Annotated in this window: 15 protein-coding genes; 9 read left to right on the top strand and 6 right to left on the bottom strand. The window is 35.9% G+C overall.

Features of this window, described 5'->3' with window-relative positions:
• Together DBR39_RS11850 and DBR39_RS11845 are read left to right on the top strand one after the other, a co-directional pair.
• Positions 1-879, top strand: coding sequence for a hypothetical protein (locus DBR39_RS11850; protein ID WP_124533325.1), 879 nt, complete (start codon positions 1-3; stop codon positions 877-879).
• Between the two features lie 72 nt (positions 880-951).
• Positions 952-1,929, top strand: coding sequence for a polyprenyl synthetase family protein (locus tag DBR39_RS11845; RefSeq protein ID WP_124533323.1), 978 nt, complete (start codon positions 952-954; stop codon positions 1,927-1,929).
• Position 1,930: 1 nt separating this feature from the next.
• Here the strand turns inward: DBR39_RS11845 and DBR39_RS11840 are convergent, their stop codons facing one another.
• Positions 1,931-2,224 carry a hypothetical protein gene (locus DBR39_RS11840; protein WP_124533321.1) on the bottom strand — a complete coding sequence of 98 codons (294 nt, stop codon included), beginning with the start codon at positions 2,222-2,224 and terminating at the stop codon, positions 1,931-1,933.
• 136 nt (positions 2,225-2,360) lie between these two features.
• Between DBR39_RS11840 and DBR39_RS11835 the strand changes: the two genes are divergently transcribed.
• Entirely contained in the window at positions 2,361-4,793 is a 2,433-nt protein-coding gene (locus DBR39_RS11835; RefSeq protein WP_124533319.1) for a thiamine pyrophosphate-dependent enzyme, read from the top strand.
• 85 nt (positions 4,794-4,878) lie between these two features.
• On the top strand, positions 4,879-5,220 hold the full coding sequence (locus DBR39_RS11830; RefSeq protein WP_124533317.1) for a hypothetical protein: 342 nt from the start codon (positions 4,879-4,881) through the stop codon (positions 5,218-5,220).
• 32 nt (positions 5,221-5,252) lie between these two features.
• On the opposite strand, the gene DBR39_RS11825 is transcribed toward DBR39_RS11830, so the two are convergent.
• The 3 genes from DBR39_RS11825 to DBR39_RS11815 all read right to left on the bottom strand — a co-directional run bounded on the left by DBR39_RS11825 (position 5,253) and on the right by DBR39_RS11815 (position 6,900).
• Positions 5,253-5,669, bottom strand: a complete 417-nt coding sequence (locus tag DBR39_RS11825; protein WP_124533314.1) for a carboxymuconolactone decarboxylase family protein — start codon at positions 5,667-5,669, stop codon at positions 5,253-5,255.
• A gap of 126 nt (positions 5,670-5,795) precedes the next feature.
• Complete coding sequence (locus DBR39_RS11820) at positions 5,796-6,404, bottom strand: hypothetical protein (RefSeq protein ID WP_124533313.1); 609 nt, start codon at positions 6,402-6,404, stop codon at positions 5,796-5,798.
• A gap of 112 nt (positions 6,405-6,516) precedes the next feature.
• Positions 6,517-6,900 carry a winged helix-turn-helix transcriptional regulator gene (locus DBR39_RS11815; protein WP_124533312.1) on the bottom strand — a complete coding sequence of 128 codons (384 nt, stop codon included), beginning with the start codon at positions 6,898-6,900 and terminating at the stop codon, positions 6,517-6,519.
• A 166-nt stretch (positions 6,901-7,066) separates the two neighbouring features.
• On the opposite strand from DBR39_RS11815, the gene DBR39_RS11810 reads away from it, so the two are divergent.
• Entirely contained in the window at positions 7,067-8,128 is a 1,062-nt protein-coding gene (locus DBR39_RS11810; RefSeq protein WP_103234343.1) for an NADH:flavin oxidoreductase, read from the top strand.
• Positions 8,129-8,354: 226 nt separating this feature from the next.
• Here DBR39_RS11810 and DBR39_RS24250 read toward each other — a convergent pair whose 3' ends face one another.
• On the bottom strand, positions 8,355-8,519 hold the full coding sequence (locus DBR39_RS24250) for a bacteriocin-like protein (RefSeq protein WP_153816325.1): 165 nt from the start codon (positions 8,517-8,519) through the stop codon (positions 8,355-8,357).
• 190 nt (positions 8,520-8,709) lie between these two features.
• Positions 8,710-9,912 carry an aminopeptidase C gene (locus DBR39_RS11805; RefSeq protein ID WP_124533310.1) on the bottom strand — a complete coding sequence of 401 codons (1,203 nt, stop codon included), beginning with the start codon at positions 9,910-9,912 and terminating at the stop codon, positions 8,710-8,712.
• 228 nt (positions 9,913-10,140) lie between these two features.
• Here DBR39_RS11805 and DBR39_RS11800 point away from each other — a divergent pair, with 228 nt between their 5' ends.
• From DBR39_RS11800 to DBR39_RS11785, 4 genes are all read left to right on the top strand, one after another.
• Complete coding sequence (locus DBR39_RS11800; protein ID WP_124533308.1) at positions 10,141-10,659, top strand: RNA polymerase sigma factor; 519 nt, start codon at positions 10,141-10,143, stop codon at positions 10,657-10,659.
• A gap of 12 nt (positions 10,660-10,671) precedes the next feature.
• Positions 10,672-13,077: a vWA domain-containing protein gene (locus DBR39_RS11795; RefSeq protein ID WP_124533306.1), complete on the top strand. Its 2,406-nt coding sequence runs from the start codon at positions 10,672-10,674 to the stop codon at positions 13,075-13,077.
• 63 nt (positions 13,078-13,140) lie between these two features.
• Positions 13,141-15,909 carry a hypothetical protein gene (locus tag DBR39_RS11790; protein WP_124533304.1) on the top strand — a complete coding sequence of 923 codons (2,769 nt, stop codon included), beginning with the start codon at positions 13,141-13,143 and terminating at the stop codon, positions 15,907-15,909.
• A 3-nt stretch (positions 15,910-15,912) separates the two neighbouring features.
• Positions 15,913-20,433 (top strand): TonB-dependent receptor plug domain-containing protein, encoded by a 4,521-nt coding sequence (locus tag DBR39_RS11785; RefSeq protein ID WP_124533302.1) that lies wholly within the window; start codon positions 15,913-15,915, stop codon positions 20,431-20,433.
• Positions 20,434-20,669 lie beyond the last annotated feature (236 nt).

The following is a 20,669-nucleotide window of genomic DNA, read 5'->3' as shown; positions in this document are numbered from 1 at the left end:
ATGAAAAAGTTTCTTTTGATCGTTACTCTTATTATTACTCAATCTGTATTTTCACAGCAGGCTGACTTCCTGAAAATAAAAAAATACAGAGTTAATCATCTGGATGATAAAATCAAAGAAACGTCAGGATTAAACCTTCTGAACGGAAAGCTCTATACTTTCAACGACAGTGGAAACGATCCCGAATTGTTTGAAATCAATAAAACTTCAGGAGAAATTGTAAATGTCTTAAAAGTTAATGGTAAGAATAAAGATTGGGAGGCGCTTACGAACGATGGGACTCATTTTTATATAGGAGATTTTGGGAATAATGGCGGGAAGAGGAGAGATCTTGAAATTTACAAGGTGCCTTTTCAGAATGACAGTCTTCAGAATAGTCAGATTAAAAAAATACAATTCCAGTATCCGGAGCAGGATGATTACGCATCCGGTTATTTAAAAACGGACTTTGATGCGGAAGCGATGGTCTATGCTCATGGGAAGATTCATCTTTTCACCAAAGAATGGTCTGCAAAAGCGGTGACTCATTATATCATAGATCCGGAAAAAGAAGAGAAACAGGATGCTGTGAAGGTGGAATCCTATAAAACCAATTTCGTGGTTACAGATGCTGCTTATTTTGATAAAAAGCTTTATTTGGTAGGATATACCAGAAAAACAGAGGTCTTTTTGGATATCTTTACAGAAACAGAAGCAGGGATATTTTTCAAAGAAAGACCTAGGCATTATTATCTTGGAACAGCACTTTCAATAGGACAGATTGAAGGAATAAGTGTGGATGAAAATGGAATTTATATTTCCGGGGAAAAATTCAAATCTCCATTGGGAACTACAAAACCCTCTTTTTATTTTATCCCGAAAGAACAAGTCAAAGATTAATTTTATCCTAAAATTGAGCGAAAAAAATTATCTTTGTGAGAATTAATAATTATTCACCCAGCATCGCAGATTGTGGCAAACATTGTAGAAGAAATTAAACGACCCATCAATGATGAAATGAAACTTTTTGAACAGAAGTTTTATGAATCAATGCAGAGTAAAGTAGCTTTATTAGATAAAGTAACCCGTTTTATTGTTACCACCAAAGGAAAACAGATGCGTCCTATGTTTGTGTTTCTTTGTGCCAAACTGGTGGGTGAGGTGACAGAAAAGACCTATCGTGGAGCTTCTATGATTGAGCTGATTCATACCGCAACTCTGGTACATGATGATGTGGTGGATGAAAGTTTTAAACGCCGTAATTTCTTTTCTATCAATGCTCTATGGAAGAATAAGATTGCCGTTTTGGTAGGAGATTACCTTTTGTCAAAATCAGTTTTATTATCTACAGACCATAAAGATTACGACCTGCTTGGGGTGATTTCCAGAACGATCCGTGAGATGTCTGAAGGAGAACTTCTTCAGCTGGAAAAAGCCAGAAAGCTGGATATTACTGAGGATGTTTATTATGAAATTATCCGTCAGAAAACAGCAACTTTGATTGCTGCTTGCTGCGAAATAGGTGTTCTTTCCAACAGTACAGATGAAGCGCTTGCTAAAAAGATGCTGGATTTCGGAACCTTTACCGGAATGGCATTTCAGATCAAAGATGACCTTTTTGATTACTTAAGCTCAAATGTGATTGGAAAGCCTGTAGGAATTGATATTAAAGAACAGAAAATGACTCTGCCTTTGATTCATACCCTGAAGAAAGCTGATGAAAAGGATAGAAAATACTATTTCGATACCATAAAACGTTATAATAACAATCCCAAACGCGTAAAAGAGCTTATAGAATTCGTTAAGAGTTCCGGGGGATTGGAATATGCCATTACGGTTATGAAAGATTTCCAACAGAAAGCAAAGGATATTCTTAATGAATTCCCGGATTCTGAAGCAAGAACATCGTTACATAGTATGCTTGACTATGTAATTGAGCGAAAATTTTAAACTAAATTATTTTCAGAGTTACAATAATAACAGCTAGAACTATACAAAATAAAGCTGTTAAAAATAAATAATCCGCAATATTCTCAAACGTGTATTCGCGCTTTCTATTGTTTGTTCTGATCGCCAGAAATGAAAAGAAGCAGCTGCACGCAAAAAGGATGCAGGCAAATCCTGCAAATTCGTCCAAATAGGTGCTCTGACTGATCTTAGAGATTTTCAATGAGGTGATAATGATCAGTGAAAAACCCAAAAGATTACTCGATGCATTCAAAATATGGGGTGACTTTTTTTCCATCTTTACAATTTTTTTCAAAATAAAGCACAATTTTTTTTATTATCAAATTTTTAAAAAATTTTATTAAAAATTAAAATTAATTTAAAAATTGTATATTAGCAAAATACTTGAAGACTAAAAACTTTTTTACTTAGCTATGCAAACAACCTATATTGAAACACAGCAAATATCCTTTCAAGATTTTAAAAATCAAATACTTGAAGATTACAGGTTAGGAAGGATCTCCCGTGAAATGTCTTATCTCGGAAGGAGAGAAGTACTTACAGGAAAAGCTAAATTCGGAATTTTTGGGGATGGAAAAGAACTTCCTCAACTTGCGATGGCGAAAGTTTTCAGAAATGGAGACTTCCGTTCAGGGTATTACAGAGATCAGACTTTTGCATTGGCAATAGATGCCTTAACAGTAGACAGCTTCTTTGCGCAGATGTATGCAGATACGAGCGTGGAAAGAGAACCTGCTTCAGCTGGAAGACAGATGAACGGGCATTTTGCAACAAGAAGTTTAAATGAAGACGGGAGCTGGAAAGATTTGACGGCTCAGAAAAATATTTCTTCAGATATTTCTCCTACAGCCGGACAAATGCCAAGATTATTGGGGTTGGCTCAGGCTTCTACAATTTATAAGAATGTAAAATTTGAAGGTTCTGAAAAATTCTCAAGAGAAGGGAATGAAATTGCTTTCGGAACGATAGGGGATGCCTCTACAGCAGAAGGGCATTTCTGGGAAACTTTAAATGCAGCTTGTGCACTTCAGGTTCCTATGATTGTTTCTATCTGGGATGATGGGTATGGGATTTCAGTGCCTACAAAAAATCAGAGAGCAAAAGCTGATATCAGCGAAATGCTTAGCGGTTTCCAGAGAAAAGAAGGAGAGAATCAGGGATGTGAGATTATTCAGGTGAAAGCTTGGGATTATCCTGCATTATTGGATGCCTATGCTAAAGCAGAACATTTTGCAAGAACAGAAAGTGTACCGGTAGTGGTTCACGTGATTGATGTTACTCAGCCTCAGGGACACTCTACATCAGGTTCTCACGAAAGATATAAAAATGAAGAGCGTTTAGCTTGGGAAGCTGAATATGATGGCTTAGCAAAATTCAAAGAGTGGATTTTAAACTACTCTATAGAGATCGAAGGAAAAGAAGAAGTGATTGCAACTGCTGAAGAATTGGAAACAATTGATGATGAAGCAAAAAAGATTGCAAAAACAGGGCAGAAAGCAGCTTGGGAAAACTACCAGAAATCTATTACAGAATTAATTCAGTCTATTTTACCTTTAGTAGAAAGTCTTAAGGGTCAGAATGCTGAAGTTGAAACTTATATTGCTCACTTCAACAAGCTTGTTTCAAAAGCTAAAAAAGATATCTTCCATTTGGTAAGAAAATCTTTACTGGTTACCAGAGGGACCAACTCTGCAGAAAGAAACCAGTTGATGCAGAAATACCATGAAGTAACAGCTGTTGAAAAAGATAACTATTCTTCTCACTTATATTCTCAATCGGAATGGAAGTCTGAAAACATCAAAGAAATCAAGCCAGTATATTCTGACAGTTCTGAAGATGTAGACGGAAGAGTCGTGATCAGAAATAACTTTGATAAAATTTTTGAAAAATATCCTGAAACTTTAATCTTTGGAGAAGATACCGGAAACATCGGTGACGTAAACCAGGGATTGGAAGGAATGCAGGAGAAATATGGTGCATTGCGCATCGCCGATACGGGAATTCGTGAAGCAACGATCCTTGGACAGGGAATTGGTATGGCAATGAGAGGTTTAAGACCCATCGCTGAAATCCAGTACCTAGACTATGTTCTTTACTGTTTACAGGGGATGAGTGATGACCTTGCAACGGTACATTACAGAACTAAAGGAGGGCAGAAAGCTCCGTTGATTATCAGAACAAGAGGTCACAGATTAGAAGGAATCTGGCATTCAGGTTCTCCAATGGCTGGAATTCTAAACCTTTCGAAAGGTATTCTGGTATTGGTACCTAGAAACCTTACTAAAGCAGCTGGATTCTATAACACAATGCTTCAGGCTGACGAGCCTGCGATTATCGTAGAATGTCTGAACGGATACAGATTAAAAGAAAAACAACCCGATAACTTAGGTGAATTCACTGTTCCTGTAGGTAAAATTGAAGTAACAAAAGAAGGAAAAGACGTTACTTTGGTTACTTATGGTTCTACATGGAGAATTGTAACAGAAGCAGCCAACGAATTGGAGAAATTAGGAATTTCTGCAGAAGTAATTGATATTCAGTCGTTAATTCCTTTCGATTTATCTCATGAAATTGCTGAAAGCGTTAAGAAAACCAACAGATTAGTCGTAATCGACGAAGATGTGGAAGGGGGAACTACAGGATTTATCTTACAGCAGATCCTTGAAAAACAAAAAGCATTCAGATATCTGGATTCAGATCCGTTGACGATCTCAGCAAATGATCACAGACCTGCCTATGCAAGTGATGGTGACTACTTCAGTAAGCCGTCTACAGACGATATGGTAGAAAAGATCTACGCGATGTTTAATGAAACAAATCCTCAGAAATATCCTGCGATATTCTAATTGGGATTTTAGATAAACTTTGAAACCGCTTCCTTTTGGGAGCGGTTTTTAATTTATATTTGTTTAAATAATTCAAACATAAACCATGAAGCTTAGACTCTTATATTTAATATTAATAATTATCAGTTGTAAAAAAGATAAAAAAGAAGTTTTGCTGGCAGATAGAGAAGCTCCCTTGGGATGGATTTATTTGAAAATGTATGATGATAAAACCTTCGAATTTATTTCTCGAGGAATGATGAGAGATAACGATATTTACAAAGGAAGCTATGAATTGAAGAGTGATACTCTTTATTTTAAATATAATGACTCAATTCCAAAAGCAGGCTCAAAAGCAGTCATAGACAAAGGGCTTGTAAACTATATTAATGGCAGTTATCATGAAAGTATTCAAATAAAACTTAATAAATTACCAGTTGACCAATAAAAATCCGTCATATACTGATAGCAATTTGTTTTTTAATCCATTTCAGCCAAAGTAATCCGTAATTTATTCAAAGTATTCATTAAAGTAATACTTGCTGTAAGTTCTACAATTTCCCGTTCTGTGAAATGCTCTGTTAGTTTTGCTTTGATCGATTGCCAGTCATCTTTACTGTAAATGACTGCTTCTGCCCACTCTAAAGCAAGCTTTTGTAAAGGAATGAGGGCATTGGTATGTTTCCAGCCTGGAAGCTGGTTAATGATATCTTGCTCAAAACCAAAATTGGAAAGTTCTTTAGCGTGATAACTGCAGCAATAGGCACATCCATTGATTTGAGAAACCCGTAATTCGACCAAAGCGATTAGTTTCTCATCGATACCAGATTTTCTAATACTGTTGTGGGCTTTATACAGATGACCAATGGTTTCTTTTGCAATTTCTTTGTAGTTCATAATGAAATATTTTCTGCAAATTTGCATCAGAAACTGTTTCAAACCTATATACTTACCTTTTGGTTCTATACTTACCTTTTTGAAAGTATACTCCAATGAGAACTATAACGAATTATAAATCAGGGGTTAATAAAATTGTTTTATGCTTTCAATAGCTCCTGTTTCTTGATCAACAAACAAATAAACACATCCATCATCATGAAACAGATGGCAATTTTTAATTTCCACCTGGCCTAAAAAGAATAAAGGTTTATCATTTTTAATGGGCCAGTTAGGATTTTGTATCCATTTTGGTGGTTGGGTTTGGTATTTAAAAAGTTCAGTATATTGTTGTTTAATGTACAGTTTTTGCTCAGCTTTTGAAAGCTTTTTGTCTTTGGGTACAATATACTTTTCAATAAAGTTGAGATCAGCATTTACATATTTGGGACGAGTACTTAGAATAAGATCATATTCATCAGAAAACTTTGATGATGAAGTGCTTTCAATTCCGATTTTTGTAAGAAACAGACTGACAGTTCCCTGAGCATTTAATTTCCCGGAAGCACTTTTATAATCTTGTTCAGCTAAATATAAAAACGGAGTAGTATTCTGTAGATACGTTCCATGCCAATCAAGCTTAGGGTCTGAAAGCAGTTTTTCTAAATTCGGATTGGCATAAAGTTGCTGCTCAAAATCTTTTTCAGATACTTTACCTCCAACAAAGTCTTTTAAAGTCTGTATATCGTTTTCCACCGGCGAATATTGTTTATCTTAAATTATTGCTGTGTAGATATGAAATAGGGCTTTTATTTATTTCGTTATTGTTTATTGAAATAAATCTGGAATTTTTAAAATCCAAATGCCATCAAATATTGACAGCCTTTTTTGTTTTCTTATTCTCTACACTACAATCCTCAGAATATAATCCTTTCACCTGATACTTCGCTTCCCATTCTTCCAGTAAATAAAGAATAGGTAACAGAGCTAGTCCCTTTTCTGTAAGAGAATATTCTACCCGCGGAGGAAGTTCTTTAAACTCTTCACGGATAACAAGTCCGTCCGTTTCCATCTCTCTCAATTGATCGGTTAATACCTTTCTGGAAATAACATTAATGCGCACAGCAAGCTCTCCAAAACGCAGCCTTCTGTCCTTTATAACAAGAACAATAATGGGTTTCCATTTGCTTCCCAAAGCGGCCATTGCCTTACCCAGAGGACAGCTGTATTGCATTAATTCATTCTTTTTCATAGAGAAATAGGTATTTTAATTATCATATGGAACCGGAGTTTCATACGTTACTTTGATGTTACTAATGTAAGTTACTGCGAAGTTACCACTATTTTTTTAATAAAGGGTACAAATACGAACTATTATTAGTTACTTTGTGTAACAATTATAAAATATAAATTTAAATATGAGCACATCATCATTATTTAAACCGTTTCAATACAAAAATTTACAGCTTAAAAATAGAATTGTAATGGCTCCTATGACCAGAGCACAGTCTGACAATGGAGTTCCTACACAGAATATCGCAGATTACTACGGAAGAAGGGCTGCTTCGGATGTAGGATTGATCCTTTCTGAAGGAACTGTTATCAACAGACCTGCATCAAAAAATTTACAGAACATTCCAGATTTCTACGGAACTGAAGCGTTGAATGGCTGGAAAAATGTAATTGACTCCGTACACAAAAACGGAGGTAAAATGGGGCCTCAGATCTGGCATGTAGGCGATACAAGATCGTCGGAAGACTATCCGTTGGTTCCAATGGAAAAAGCTTCAACAATGACCATTGAAGATATTCAGGATACCATTGCACAGTTTGCAGCCTCTGCAAAATCAGCGAAAGATCTTGGCTTTGACTGTCTTGAAATTCATGGCGCTCATGGCTATCTTATCGACCAGTTTTTCTGGGAAGTAAGCAATACAAGAACAGATGAGTACGGTGGTAAAACACTAAAAGAAAGAAGCAGATTTGCTGTTGAAGTAGTGAAAGCTATCAGAGCAGCAGTGGGAGAGGACTTTACGATTATCATTCGTCTTTCACAATGGAAACAACAGGATTATAAAACTAAACTGGCCTTTACTCCTAATGAAATGGAAGATTGGTTATTACCTTTAAAAGAAGCCGGAGTAGACATTTTCCATTGTTCACAACGTCGTTTCTGGGAACCTGAATTTGAAGGTTCGGATCTAAACTTCGCAGGATGGGCTAAAAAAATTACCGGACAGCCAACTATTACCGTAGGATCTGTAGGGTTAAACGGAGATTTCCTTAATTCTTTTGCAGGGGAGGGAACAGAGAAATCTGATCTTACAGAACTGATCAGAAGACTTGATAATGAAGAATTTGATCTTGTTGCAGTAGGAAGAGCCATTTTACAGGACCACCAGTGGGTACAGAAGATCAAAGATGGAAATACCGAATCTCTTCTGGACTTTTCCGCAGAAAGTATGAGCGTTTTATTTTAATATCAATAATGAATAGAAAATTCGCTTCGCTGTCAATTTTTTAACAGCATATTTTATTCACTTGCGGAGCAAAATTGATCATTCATACCTGATATTAAATCAGCATAATTCACTTTATTTTATATTTAATTTTCACCTATTTATTAAAGAACCCGATTTCAGAAATTCTGAAATCGGGTTTTTATTTGCTTTTTATAAACAATTTCTAAAAGCTTTGAATTCCATTTTATAAGAATCTACATCCGGTTGCTGCAAGCTCACACGTCCAGTAGGCAGGCACACCATCTTCAGCTTTGTGACGGCATGCAATAAGTCCGGCTTCACACTGTGGAGCATTTCCACCATTGATGTTCTTTAATGTCGATTTTGTTAATCTCTTTAGATTTTTCATATTGATTAGTTTGTTGATTTATACAAATATAATATTTTTTGTAAATCAAACAATACTTTGCACTCGAATGTGAAATATATTCTTTCAAATAACATATTTTAAAAATAAACCCGCTCCTGGGATTTCCGGGAGCGGGTTTTAACAGATTTAAATATCTAAAACTGCCTTTAAAATGGCAGAAATGATTTTCTTATAAACCAATATTCTTAGTTGGTTTCAACTGCTTCAAGATGCTTTTTGGAATGGCGTTTTTGTGAACCAGAATAGCTGTTGATTTATATTCAACGTAAGGTCTTGTTACATAAAGATATCCAGCGAAATCATTGGTTACTCCCCAGGAATTCTTCACCATATAATATTCTTTACCCGTCTGATCTTTTGCCAATCCTACGATATGCATACCGTGATCATCCGTTGTAGAAAGGTTGTTAAGCGCTTTCTGACGCATGTCTTCAGTGATGGTTTTATCTTTTTTAGGCTCTGTAAACAAAGTCTGCTTGTTCTCTGCAGTGATCTGATCAAGTTCCATATCCGGAACGTAAGCTACTCCGTTTTTGTAAGAGAAATAAGGCTCAGAAACGTCAGTTGCCCAACCTACAGAATATCCTTTGCTTACAGCATTGTCGATGATTGCTGTAAGATCTTTCATTGGAACATTCCAGTCAGAATCGTGGCTCCAGTTATCAGGAATTGGAACTACAAATTTCTGAAAATACGGATAATCTTTATACGAAGATAATTCTACATAATCTTCAGCATTGATTCCTACCACATCCTTAGCAAATGTTTTAGGAGTGTAGTTTTTCCCTTCATACGTGAAGTTAGCAGGCACTTTTCCTAGATATTCATCAAGAATAGCATCTACAGAATCCATCCAGTTATCCGTCAGTTTTCCTTTTGAAGAAGCCTGAACAAGGCTGTCAAGAACCGGCTTCAGTTTCCCCTGCATTTCCTTGAAGTTGTTTGTCGTTTGTCCGGATTTTAAACCCGTGTAAACATCCTGAGGAACCGCTCCGTACTTTTTGTACATGTTGATTACATCGTGAAGTTCCCCTCCGTCACCCCAGCTGATGGCGCCATTATTTAAAACATATAATTTCGCTTTATCATGATAAGAATTTCTCGCTGTAAAAATTTCAGCAAGATCTACAGGCTTTTTGCCCATTCTCTGCATTTCAGATTCAAGGAACGAATTTCCTGAGTAGCTCCAGCAAGTTCCTGATGAACCTTGGTTCTTTACAGAAGTTGCACCAACGTCTTTTAACGTTGTGAACTGAAAATTAGCATTTTGTGAGTGGTTGTTTTTTAACTTATTGATTAAGTCATCTTGGGCAAACATCATACTTCCTGCAGACAAAACAAAAAGTAATGATGCAATTTTGGCATTTTTCATTACTATAAAAAGATTATTTGTATTAATAGTCGTTGCTAATAGAGATTTGTTACAGAAGTAAAAGTTAAATTTGAAATGTAAAAAAAATATGAAAAGACAAAATCGTAGAACCCTAAAAGCTAAATAGGATGATTTATAAATTTGACTTTCATCTTTTTACCAAAAAAGTTTATCATGTTTCCAACCTTCACAAAAGTTTCGGCATCTATACTATTATAACTCCTGACTATGGAACAAGAATTATTATTGGAATGCCAGCGTAGCGACCGCAATGCACAGCGGAAAGTTTACGAGAAAATGGCGGGCAGGCTTTACTCAGTCTGCAGACGCTATTTGAAAAACGATGAAGATATAGAAGAAGTATTGGCCGATACGTTCTATAAAATCTTCACGAAAATCACCCAGCTTCAGAATCCCGAAACCTTTGAAGCATGGGCCAGAAAAATTGCGGTGAACGAATGCCTGCAGAAATTAAGAACCAATAAAGGATTGTTTATTTCCCTTGAAGATCATTTTATTGATCATTCTGAAGGTGCTACAGACAGCCTATCCCTGGAAAAAGATATTCTGAGTCTGCTGAATTTTCTCCCGGAAGGATGCAGAGCCATCTTTAATCTTTTCGCTATTGAAGGATATCCTCATAAGGAAATTGCTACCATGCTTTCCATCAGTGAAGGAACTTCAAAATCCCAGCTCAATTTTGCAAGAAAGAAGCTGCAGGAACTTTTAGTGAATCAAAACATTTAAACTTTTACAACAATGGAAAATAATCATATAGATCAACAATTCAATGAAGCCTCTAAGCTTTCAGAAGAACCAACAGTTTTTCCTGGTTTTGAAAAAGTATGGGAAAAAATTGAAGAAAAATTAGATAAAAAAGAAGAGAAAAAGAGAATGATTCCTCTTTGGCTGCCGTATGGGATTGCGGCAAGTCTTATCATTGGGATGGGTGCTTTTTATTTTATGAATAAAAAAGAAGCTACAGAACCTTTAAAACCAATAATAGCAGAGAATACAACGTCAAGAGGTCCGATTAACAAAACAGATATTGCAAAAATAGACAGTACCATAAAAGAGAATATCAGAAAAGAAGAACTACCTGTATCTGTACCACTTCCTTTGGCACATCAGCTTCCACCAGTTGTAGAAATAGATATATACAAGTCTCCGCCTACCTGCAATCTACCACCAGTACAAGCTCCTGATAGAATAGTTTCCTCTTTACCGAAAATATACAATGATACTTTAAAAACAAAAAGTATTGATGAAGTTGTATTGGTGGGATATTCAAAAGTAATTAGAAGAAAGGAGGTGACTGCATCCAATACCGTTACAAGCAATTCTATCAGTAACTTACCACAAGCTACCGTTTATTCTTCATTGCAGGGGGCTGTTGCAGGGATTAAAGTCGATAAATCGGGAGGAAATCCGGGTAGTAACATCGCTCCGGGATATATTAATAACAATCAGCTGATGATTAGAGGAGCTGCTTCTATAAAAGCAGAAAATAAAGCTTTGTTTGTTTTTAATGGGATCGTAACAAAAGAGGAGGAACTTAGAAAATTAGATCCTAATAAAATTGAAAGCATCAATGTTTTAAAAGGAGCTTCTGCTACAGCAATTTACGGAAGTAAGGCGGCAAATGGGGTGATTGTGGTAACCACCAAAGATCTTTCAAGAAGAGAAAGAAGGAAAATGAAAAAGCTGCAGGAAGCACTCAATAAACAACAGCAGATTGCACCGGCTACTCAAAATAATGAAAGCTATGATGCGTTTGTTGAAAATCCTTTTGAGCTCACGCAAAGTCAGCCTTTATCTACCTTCTCTATTGATGTTGATAATGCTTCTTATTCCAATGTGAGAAGAATGATCAATAACGGACAGGCAGTCGATAAAAATGCAGTAAGAATTGAAGAAATGGTTAATTACTTTAAATATGATTACCCTCAGCCTAAAAACGGAGACCCTTTCTCTATCAATACGGAATACAATGACTCTCCATGGAACCCTAAGCATAAACTGCTTAAAATAGGCCTTCAGGGAAAAAATATTCCGATGGATAAACTGCCTGCATCCAACTTTGTATTTCTGATTGATGTTTCAGGCTCAATGAATGAAGAAAATAAATTACCGTTATTGAAATCTTCCTTTAAAGTGCTGCTGAATAAGCTCAGACCAAAAGATAAAGTTGGGATTGTAGTCTATGCAGGAAGTGCGGGAATGGTTTTACCACCTACTTCCGCAGGAGAAAAAGATAGAATTATTGAGGCATTGGATCATCTTCAGGCCGGCGGAAGCACAGCAGGAGGAGCAGGAATTGAACTTGCTTATAAACTGGCACAGGAAAATTTTGTGAAAGATGGAAATAACCGTGTCATTATCGCAACAGACGGAGATTTCAATGTAGGAACGTCTTCAACATCAGATCTTAAAACCTTAATTGAAGATAAAAGAAAATCAGGCGTTTTCCTTACTTGCTTAGGTTTTGGAATGGGCAATTATAAAGATAATACGCTGGAAACTCTTGCTGATAAAGGAAACGGGAATTACGCATATATTGACAATATGCAGGAAGCCAATAAGTTTTTAGGGAAAGAATTTGCAGGAAATATGTATGCCATCGCCAAAGATGTGAAAATTCAGATTGAATTTAATCCGGAATACGTAAAATCATACCGCCTGATCGGTTATGAAAACAGAAAACTGAAAAATGAGGACTTTGCAAATGATAAAATAGATGCCGGGGAACTGGGAAGCGGACATACCGTTACCGCTTTGTATGAGGTGATTCCTGTAGATGTAAAATCGGACTTCATTCCTAAAGAAAGTAACCTGAAATATACCCAGAATACCTCATCAAAAGAATTTGGAGATGAACTGGCAACGATAAAATTCAGATATAAAAAGCCTGATGGAGACACCAGCCGTGAGATAAGTCAGGTGATTAAAAATGCTGATAACAGAATATCTTCTGCAAGTCCGGATTTTAAATTCGTTTCCTCAGTAGCGTGGTTCGGTTTGGTATTAAGAAATTCAGAACTGATTACAAAGAAAGACCTTTCTGATATTGAAAATCTTGCTAAACAAGGCAAAAGTAAAGACGAAGAAGGGTACCGGTCAGAATTGATAAGACTGATAGAGAGCTATAAAACAATTCAAAAATAATCTGCAAAAAAGAAATTTCCCCGGAAATTTCTTTTTTCATATTTTTAAGCATACTAATAACTGATGAAAAAAAATTGTTTGCTGTTGTTGCCATTTACCATTACCGTTTTACAGGCACAAAATTCACAATTATATTATTCCGGAAAATTTTTAACAACTAGAGATAAAGCACAGAATTTTTTAAAAGTTCATAATAAAAACAGTGGAATTTTTGAACTTACTGATGACAAGGGATTTGCAATTATCGCTGCCAAACCCTATGATACGCTCGTATGGAATCAGGGTAAAAACATTCATGTTATTGCTACCTATGAAGTAAGGGAATTAAAATCAATTCTGGAAAATCAGACGGCAAAGAAAAGTGTAGACAATATCTACAGTAAGGCTTATGACAGTCTTGTTTCAAAAGAAACTAAAGATGAATTCAGTATTGAAAAGACGAAGACCCGTTTAAGTAAGAATTCCTATCCCTATTTTAGCAAAATAAGAACATTAAGGCGGAAGAATGACAGTATTTATGCCTTAAAAAGCCTCAATCAGAGAACATTGGTGCTGAATGGAAGCTTTACCACATCTGTTGACATTAAAAGCAGAAATGCCATTCCCGGAACTCAGAGTAGGTATGTACAGGGAAGATCTGAAAATGGAAACCTTATCTGGAAAGGTCCTGAAACCAATGAAATGTTCAGTTTTGGACCGGATATTTCTACACTGGGATTTAACGGATTGCCTTATGAATACGATCAGAACGGAAAATTAATACCCTGGATCGGCGGCCTTCAGCATGCACAAAAATATAATAATAATCTTTTTAAAACTACGGTTGGTTACAATAATCAATTGAACATAAGTGCTTTTATAAAAGAAGACAATAACGAAAAAATTCGTCTTTCTTTTAATTTAGGACAGCAAAAGAACCAGACGTATTTCATCGATCAGTTTGATATTGCCAATACCTTTAAAGCAAAACTGAATACAAATTTTTCAGGATATTTTATGAACCTCGCCTTTAATTACGAAGAAGATAAAGCAACCAATACCAATAGAATAGGACTGTTCAACAGAGCCTATCAGAATTCATTGCTAACTCCCATTTCTTTTTCGAATGAACAAAATATCTTCCTGAACACCGGTTTACAGAGAAGTTACAGTAAATATGCGGACAACCCTTCATTCCTTTTCGAACAGGATAGCAAATACCGATATCAGAACAGACAAAGACAGTTTAGCCTTAATCTTGTTAAAGCATGGGGAGATTTTAGATTGAATCTCAATCAGTCTTATGAAAATGACAATATCAGGAATTGGGATCAGTATAAACCTTCTACGTATGGCTTCAGCAGCGGAATTTTTAATGAAAGGATTCAGAATAACAGCTTGTATCATTCTAATGTGTTGGGAACGTATACATTGGGAGATTATGACTTTAGAAATACATTCAGCCTGAATTTTATTTTAAACGATAGAAAATCGGATGTTTATAATAGTTTTGTCAACCAAAAGTATCTGTATCATAGGACTTCACAAGATCATATCTTTAATTATAATATGGACATCCAGGATTATGACTTTGAAGCAGGTTTTAACCTCGGAAATTCATTTTACATCTCTAATACCTCTCTTAAAAATAGCTATTGGCTGCCAAAAACTAACTTCTATGTAAAATTCAATGATATCTTTGATTGGGATAACTACAGTTTTAAACTATTGGGAAGCTATACACAGTTAAGCTCCGAACCGGATATTACAAGATCATATACGTCATATGCTACAACATTACTGAACGCAGAAAACTATTATCAGTATTTTCCGGTACAGGAAGTGGAGGGTTTCAGAGGTTTATCCAATATCAATACTAAAGAATGGAAAATAGGAGCTAAACTGAATCTTGGCTATAACATAAGTGTAGACGGAGAGTATTTTAATAAAAAAAACACAGACGATATATTTCCTGTTTTTGAAAATAATCAGTTGAAGCTAAAGAATATTGCAGATCATACATATAGTGGATATGAATTCAATTTTACTTATGAACGGTTACGACTGGGATATGATGTGTATACAACCCATAAAATTTCCTTTTTCAAATATAGAGATATTGTAGACAGGGTAGCTCCCGGATATCAGAATCTGGCAGTGTCAGGATTCAAAGATATTTATAAAACATTGTCGGAAGGACAGGCTTTGGGCGTTGTGATGGGAAGTTATTTTGAAAGGAATGCAGCCGGACAATTGATTATTGATGAGTTCGGATTCCCCAAAAAAGCAGACGGAATGAAAATAATTGCAGATCCTACACCGGATTTTGTGATGAAATTCAATCATAATTTTGTTTATAAAAACTTTTCTTTAGATATCAATTGGGAATGGAAAAAAGGAGGTCACCTCTGGAACGGAACACAGGCTGTTCTCGATTATTACGGACGTTCTGGCGATTCGGGTGAAGAAAGAAATGTCAAAAATTATGTTTTCCAGGGGGTGCAGTCCAATGGAACTGTCAACCAGATTCCCGTAGATTTTTATGATCCCAACCGGAATGTTCAGGAAAACAGATGGTCAAGGTATGGCTATCTGGGTGTGGCGGAAAATTATGTTCAAAAGGCAGATTATATAAGAATCAACAATATTTCATTGTCTTCCAATTTTCCGATCAACTATGGAAAACAGAATCTCAGACTGACTTTTTATGTGAATAATATAATGCTCTGGCAGGCTAATAAAGGAGCAGATCCCAATCAGAATTTTTATGATATGGACAACGGAAGAGGACTGGATTTTTTCAACCTTGCGTCTTTTAAAACTTTTGGATGCATTGTTTCACTTAGATTTTAACCTATGAATTTCAAATTTATATCAACCTATATCATCCTGCTGAGCCTATTATTGTCAACGATTTCTTTAAAAGCTCAACAATCATTTCAGGATTTTGAAAAAGAAAAGACCTACATTCAGACCAATCATGTTTTTTATAAGCCTGGTGAGGGAATGTATTTTAAAATATACGTGGTAAAAGGAAGTAATAACCTTCCGGCAGAAGACAGCAGAGTTGTTAATTTCGAAATAATAGATCCGGCAGGAAGTGTTGTGAAAAAATTGAAATATGAAATTACCAATGGATATGCAGAAGGCTATTTCTACTTTGATGAAGACATGAAAGGCGGCATTTATAAGATCAAAGCTTTTACCAACTGGATGCAGAATGAAGAAGGGAAAAATACCTTTGAAAAAGAAATTACCCTGCAGAAAATTGTGTCCCCAAGGATTTTAATGAAGCTTGATTTTCCTAAAAAAGGATATGGACCGGGAGATGAGGTAACAGTCGATTTTTCAATGAGAAGCCTGAGCAGCCTTCCCATTCCCTTTTATGAAGCGGATTATACAGTAATGCACGATGGAGAAACCATTTCAGAAGGGAAATTGATTACGGATAAAGAAGGTAAAAAGCAATTGACCTTTAAGCTTCCTGAAGTTTTGAAATCCTCTGACGCTCTTTTAAACATTAAGGTGAATTTTGACGGATTTACAGAATCTATTTCCAGAAATATCCCAATTGTTCTGAATAATCTGGATGTGAAATTCTTACCCGAAGGGGGAACTTTCATTAATGGAATAGAGCAAAATATAGCTTTTAAAATTCTTGATGAGTTTGAAAAACCTGTAGATGCTGCTTTGGCGGTTTATAATCAGAATCATGAAAAGATAAAAGAAATTTCTGCTTATAATTTTGGGATGGGAAGCTTCCGTTTTACCCCTGAAAAAGGAGAAACCTACTATGCAAAAGTTATAAAACCGGAAAATATAGCCCAAACTTTTAATTTCCCGGTCGCAAAAAATGAGGGAGTGGTTTTAAATGTTCAAAATGAAAACAAAAAACTGAACTTTACCATCACCTCAACTCAGGAGAAAACCATTACGCTGAAAGGGAGCTTCCGCGGAAAAGAGATGTACAGCAAGGTTTTTCCGTTAAAAATCGGGAGCAACTCATTGGGAATTGACGAGAAAGATTTCCCTGTGGGAATCTGTAGATTCACAGTACTGGAAAACAATCTTCCTCTTGCAGAACGTATTGTATTCACCAATAAAGTGAATCAAATGAATATAAAAGTTAAGCCCATAAAAAAGCATTATCTGCCAAGAGAAAAAGTAATTCTGAATATTGAAACTACTGATGAAAATAATAGACCTATTCCTGCCAATCTCGGGCTGAGCGTGGTAGATGATAAACTTTGGACGTATGCTGATGACAAACAGAATCACATCATCTCCTGGCTTCTTATGGACTCTGAACTGAAAGGAAAAATTGAAAAGCCACAGTTTTATTTCGATAAAAAAGAAGAAAAAGCCAATAAAAGCTTAGATCTTGTTATGCTGACGAACGGGTACCGATACTTCGAACCGATTCCCGAAGTTCTGAAGACCAATAAATACAAATATCTTCCCGAAAAGAAGAATACCATTTATGGTGTAGTGGAAGATGAGAACAAGAAAACAGTGAAAGCTGATGTTTTCCTCGTAGGCACGGGTGATAAAAAGATTCTTAAACAGACAGTTGCGGAAAACGGGAAGTTTTATTTCTCGGATTTAAACGCAGGAAATTCATACAAAATTATTGCAAAGTCATATCAGCCTAAACAGAAATTGAGAATCAACATCTTATCTTATAATCTGGATGTAAATCCTTTGGAAAAACAAAAACTGTCCAATATAGATGTGGAAGAGATTGTAAAAGAAGCTGAAAAAAAAGAAGAAGTAATAAAAGAAAATAAAAACAATACCAACCGGGTGAGTAAACCAGTTTACTCAAGAACCGATACCATTAAAAATAAGAGTATTGAAGAGGTCGTTGTATTAGGGTACAGTTCAACGGCCAGAAATAAAAGTACGTTGGCATCTACCACAATAACATCTTCCATAGAAATCCAGAATCCTAATGTAACTTCATTACTGAGTGGAAAAGCTGCGGGAGTAATAGTAACCCCAGTTGGGCAGGCTGGAGCGAATGCACAGATCAGAATAAGAGGAGAAGCTTCTATTACCAACAAAAATCCATTATTTATCGTTGACGGAACACCCGTAGAAAATTTCAATACAACGATCAACCCTAATGATATCAACAGTATTACCGTTCTGAAAGATGCAGCCGCTACCGCTATTTACGGAAGCCGGGCTTCAAATGGGGTGGTGATTATTAACTCCTATAAAAATGGGAGTTCACAAATCAAATTTGATATCACCCCGAAATCTTATATTGCTGTAGAAGCTGTGCCATATGGAAGGCTTACATCATATGCCAATACAAGAGAATTTGCTTATCCGGAATATGAAACCACCAACACTTCCTACCGCTTTGATTACAGAGAAGCGCTTTATTGGAATCCGGTAGTGGAAACCGATCAAAACGGGAAGGCAAAAGTAGAGTTTTATAATTCAGATGCCAGTTCTACTTTTAGAGTGATGACGGAAGGTATTTCTGCTACTGGGCTTTTAGGAAGAGATGAAACAACCTATGCTGCACAGAGCCTTATTTCACTGGATGCTAAAATCCCACAATATCTGACGAGAACAGATCAGATGACGATTCCTGTGGTGATTAAAAATAATTCTTCCGAAACCCGTAAAATGACGATGGATGTGATAGTTCCCAATCATGTAAAACTGATTCATTCTGACAGTTTGATAACGCTGAAACCATTAGAATCAGGAAGATTATTTGTCAAAATACAGACCGATGAGATCGTGAATTCTGATATTCAGTTTTCAGTAAGATCCGGAGATTTCAGAGAAACCATGATCCTTCCGTTTAAAGTAGAAGAAAAAGGGTTTCCGCATCAGTTTTCCATCATCAATAATAAAACAGAAGATCTGAAGATCAATATTCCGGAGTATATCAACGGAAGTCTGCATTCCTACTATTATGTATTTGAAAACACTGCTTTACAGATGTTTGCAGATATTGAACAGCTCAAGAAAGAACCTCACGGATGTTTTGAGCAGCTTTCCTCAACGGTATATCCTAATCTTTTTATTCTGGATTACTTAAAGTCAAGTAGAAAAATCGACACTGCGACAGAGAATCTGGTCATTAAGAACCTGAAGAAAGGTTTTCAGAAGATGCTGAGCTATAAAAATAAAGACGGAGGTTTCGGATATTTCAGTTCCGAAGAATCAGATGTGGCACTTTCTGCATTTGCATTACTGGAATTTACAGATTTAAAAAAATACGTACATCCGGATACTAAACTGATGCAGGGACTTTCTTCATTTATTTTATCCAAAAAGAATGCAAACGGGTTATTTGAAGTAAGAAGATGGTATGAATCAAAAGATACCTATTCTGAACATTTATGGTCAAAAAATATGTACATTATCTATGCTTTATCCAAATTGGGCTTTAAAAGTGAAATAGAAGATTCTTTTAAAGTAACGATGAAAAGGGCTTTGGCTACAAAAGACACTTATCAGCTGGCTTTGCTTGCCAACGCGGCCGCTAACCTCGGAAAGCAAAAAGAATATGATGATCTGATGAAGATTCTGGACCAACAGTATGAAGTAAAGAATGCAAAATCCAAAATTACATTTACAGGATCTTGGGGACGTTCCGCAGATGCAGAAACTCTTTCATTGTATATGATGGCGCTTCAGAAAGATGAAAAACTCAATGTATTGAAGATTGCAGAAGCAGCAGATCAGCTGATCAATTTCAATGGATATTATGGTTTTGGTTCTACTCAGGCAACAACGCTGGCAATACAAACCCTTTCTGAGTTTTTCTCTAAAAATGAGAAATTATATGGAACTGAAAAACCTGTCATCAAGATTAATCAAGCGCAAACTTCACCTATGATGAGTTTTTCATCCGCATTTAAAGCTGGAGAAAATAATATCAGTATTCATTATCCAACCCAAAATGGACTCCCTTATAAGCTGGAATATCAATATCATACACTTCAGGCACCGGAAAGCAAAGATATTCCTCTTACCATGGAAACCAGATTAAAATCCGGATCGAATAGAGTGGGAGAGACCAGCAGAATGACGATTACCGTTAAAAACAAAATAAATGGACAGCTTCCCATGACAATTGCAAAAATAGGGATTCCGGCAGGATTGACCCTTCAAAATGCATTACTGAAAGATCTGATTGATAAAAAGCAAGTCTCTTACTATGAAATCTTTGACAACTATCTGGTTTTATACTGGGAACATTTCAATGCTGAGGAAACGAAAACCATTAACCTTGATCTCAAAGTTGAATTTGCAGGAACTTATACAGGAAAATCAAGCAATGTATATCTGTACTATATGCCGGAAGCAAAGTACTGGAATCAAGGAATAACAACCAATATTGAACCTTAAATTTGAATATCATCCTTGTCAAGGTTTTAAACCTTGACAAGGATGATATTCATCTGGCTGGAAGAAAGAAGGAATTCGTGGAAAAGGAGAAGCTAAGTTTGGAATGACTTCTAAGAGGTAAAACAAAAATACTATGACAGCAAAAATAAATATCAATAAAACCTTCTAAAAATTAATTTTCAAAAATTATTGAAAATTCAAAAAATATAATTACATTTGCTATAGAAATCTAAAAG

It is taken from the genome of Chryseobacterium sp. KBW03, assembly GCF_003852415.1.
Lineage (GTDB): Bacteria > Bacteroidota > Bacteroidia > Flavobacteriales > Weeksellaceae > Chryseobacterium > Chryseobacterium viscerum.
The sequence above is the reverse complement of the archived record's forward strand: the minus strand, read 5'-3'. Positions and strand labels throughout refer to the sequence as shown.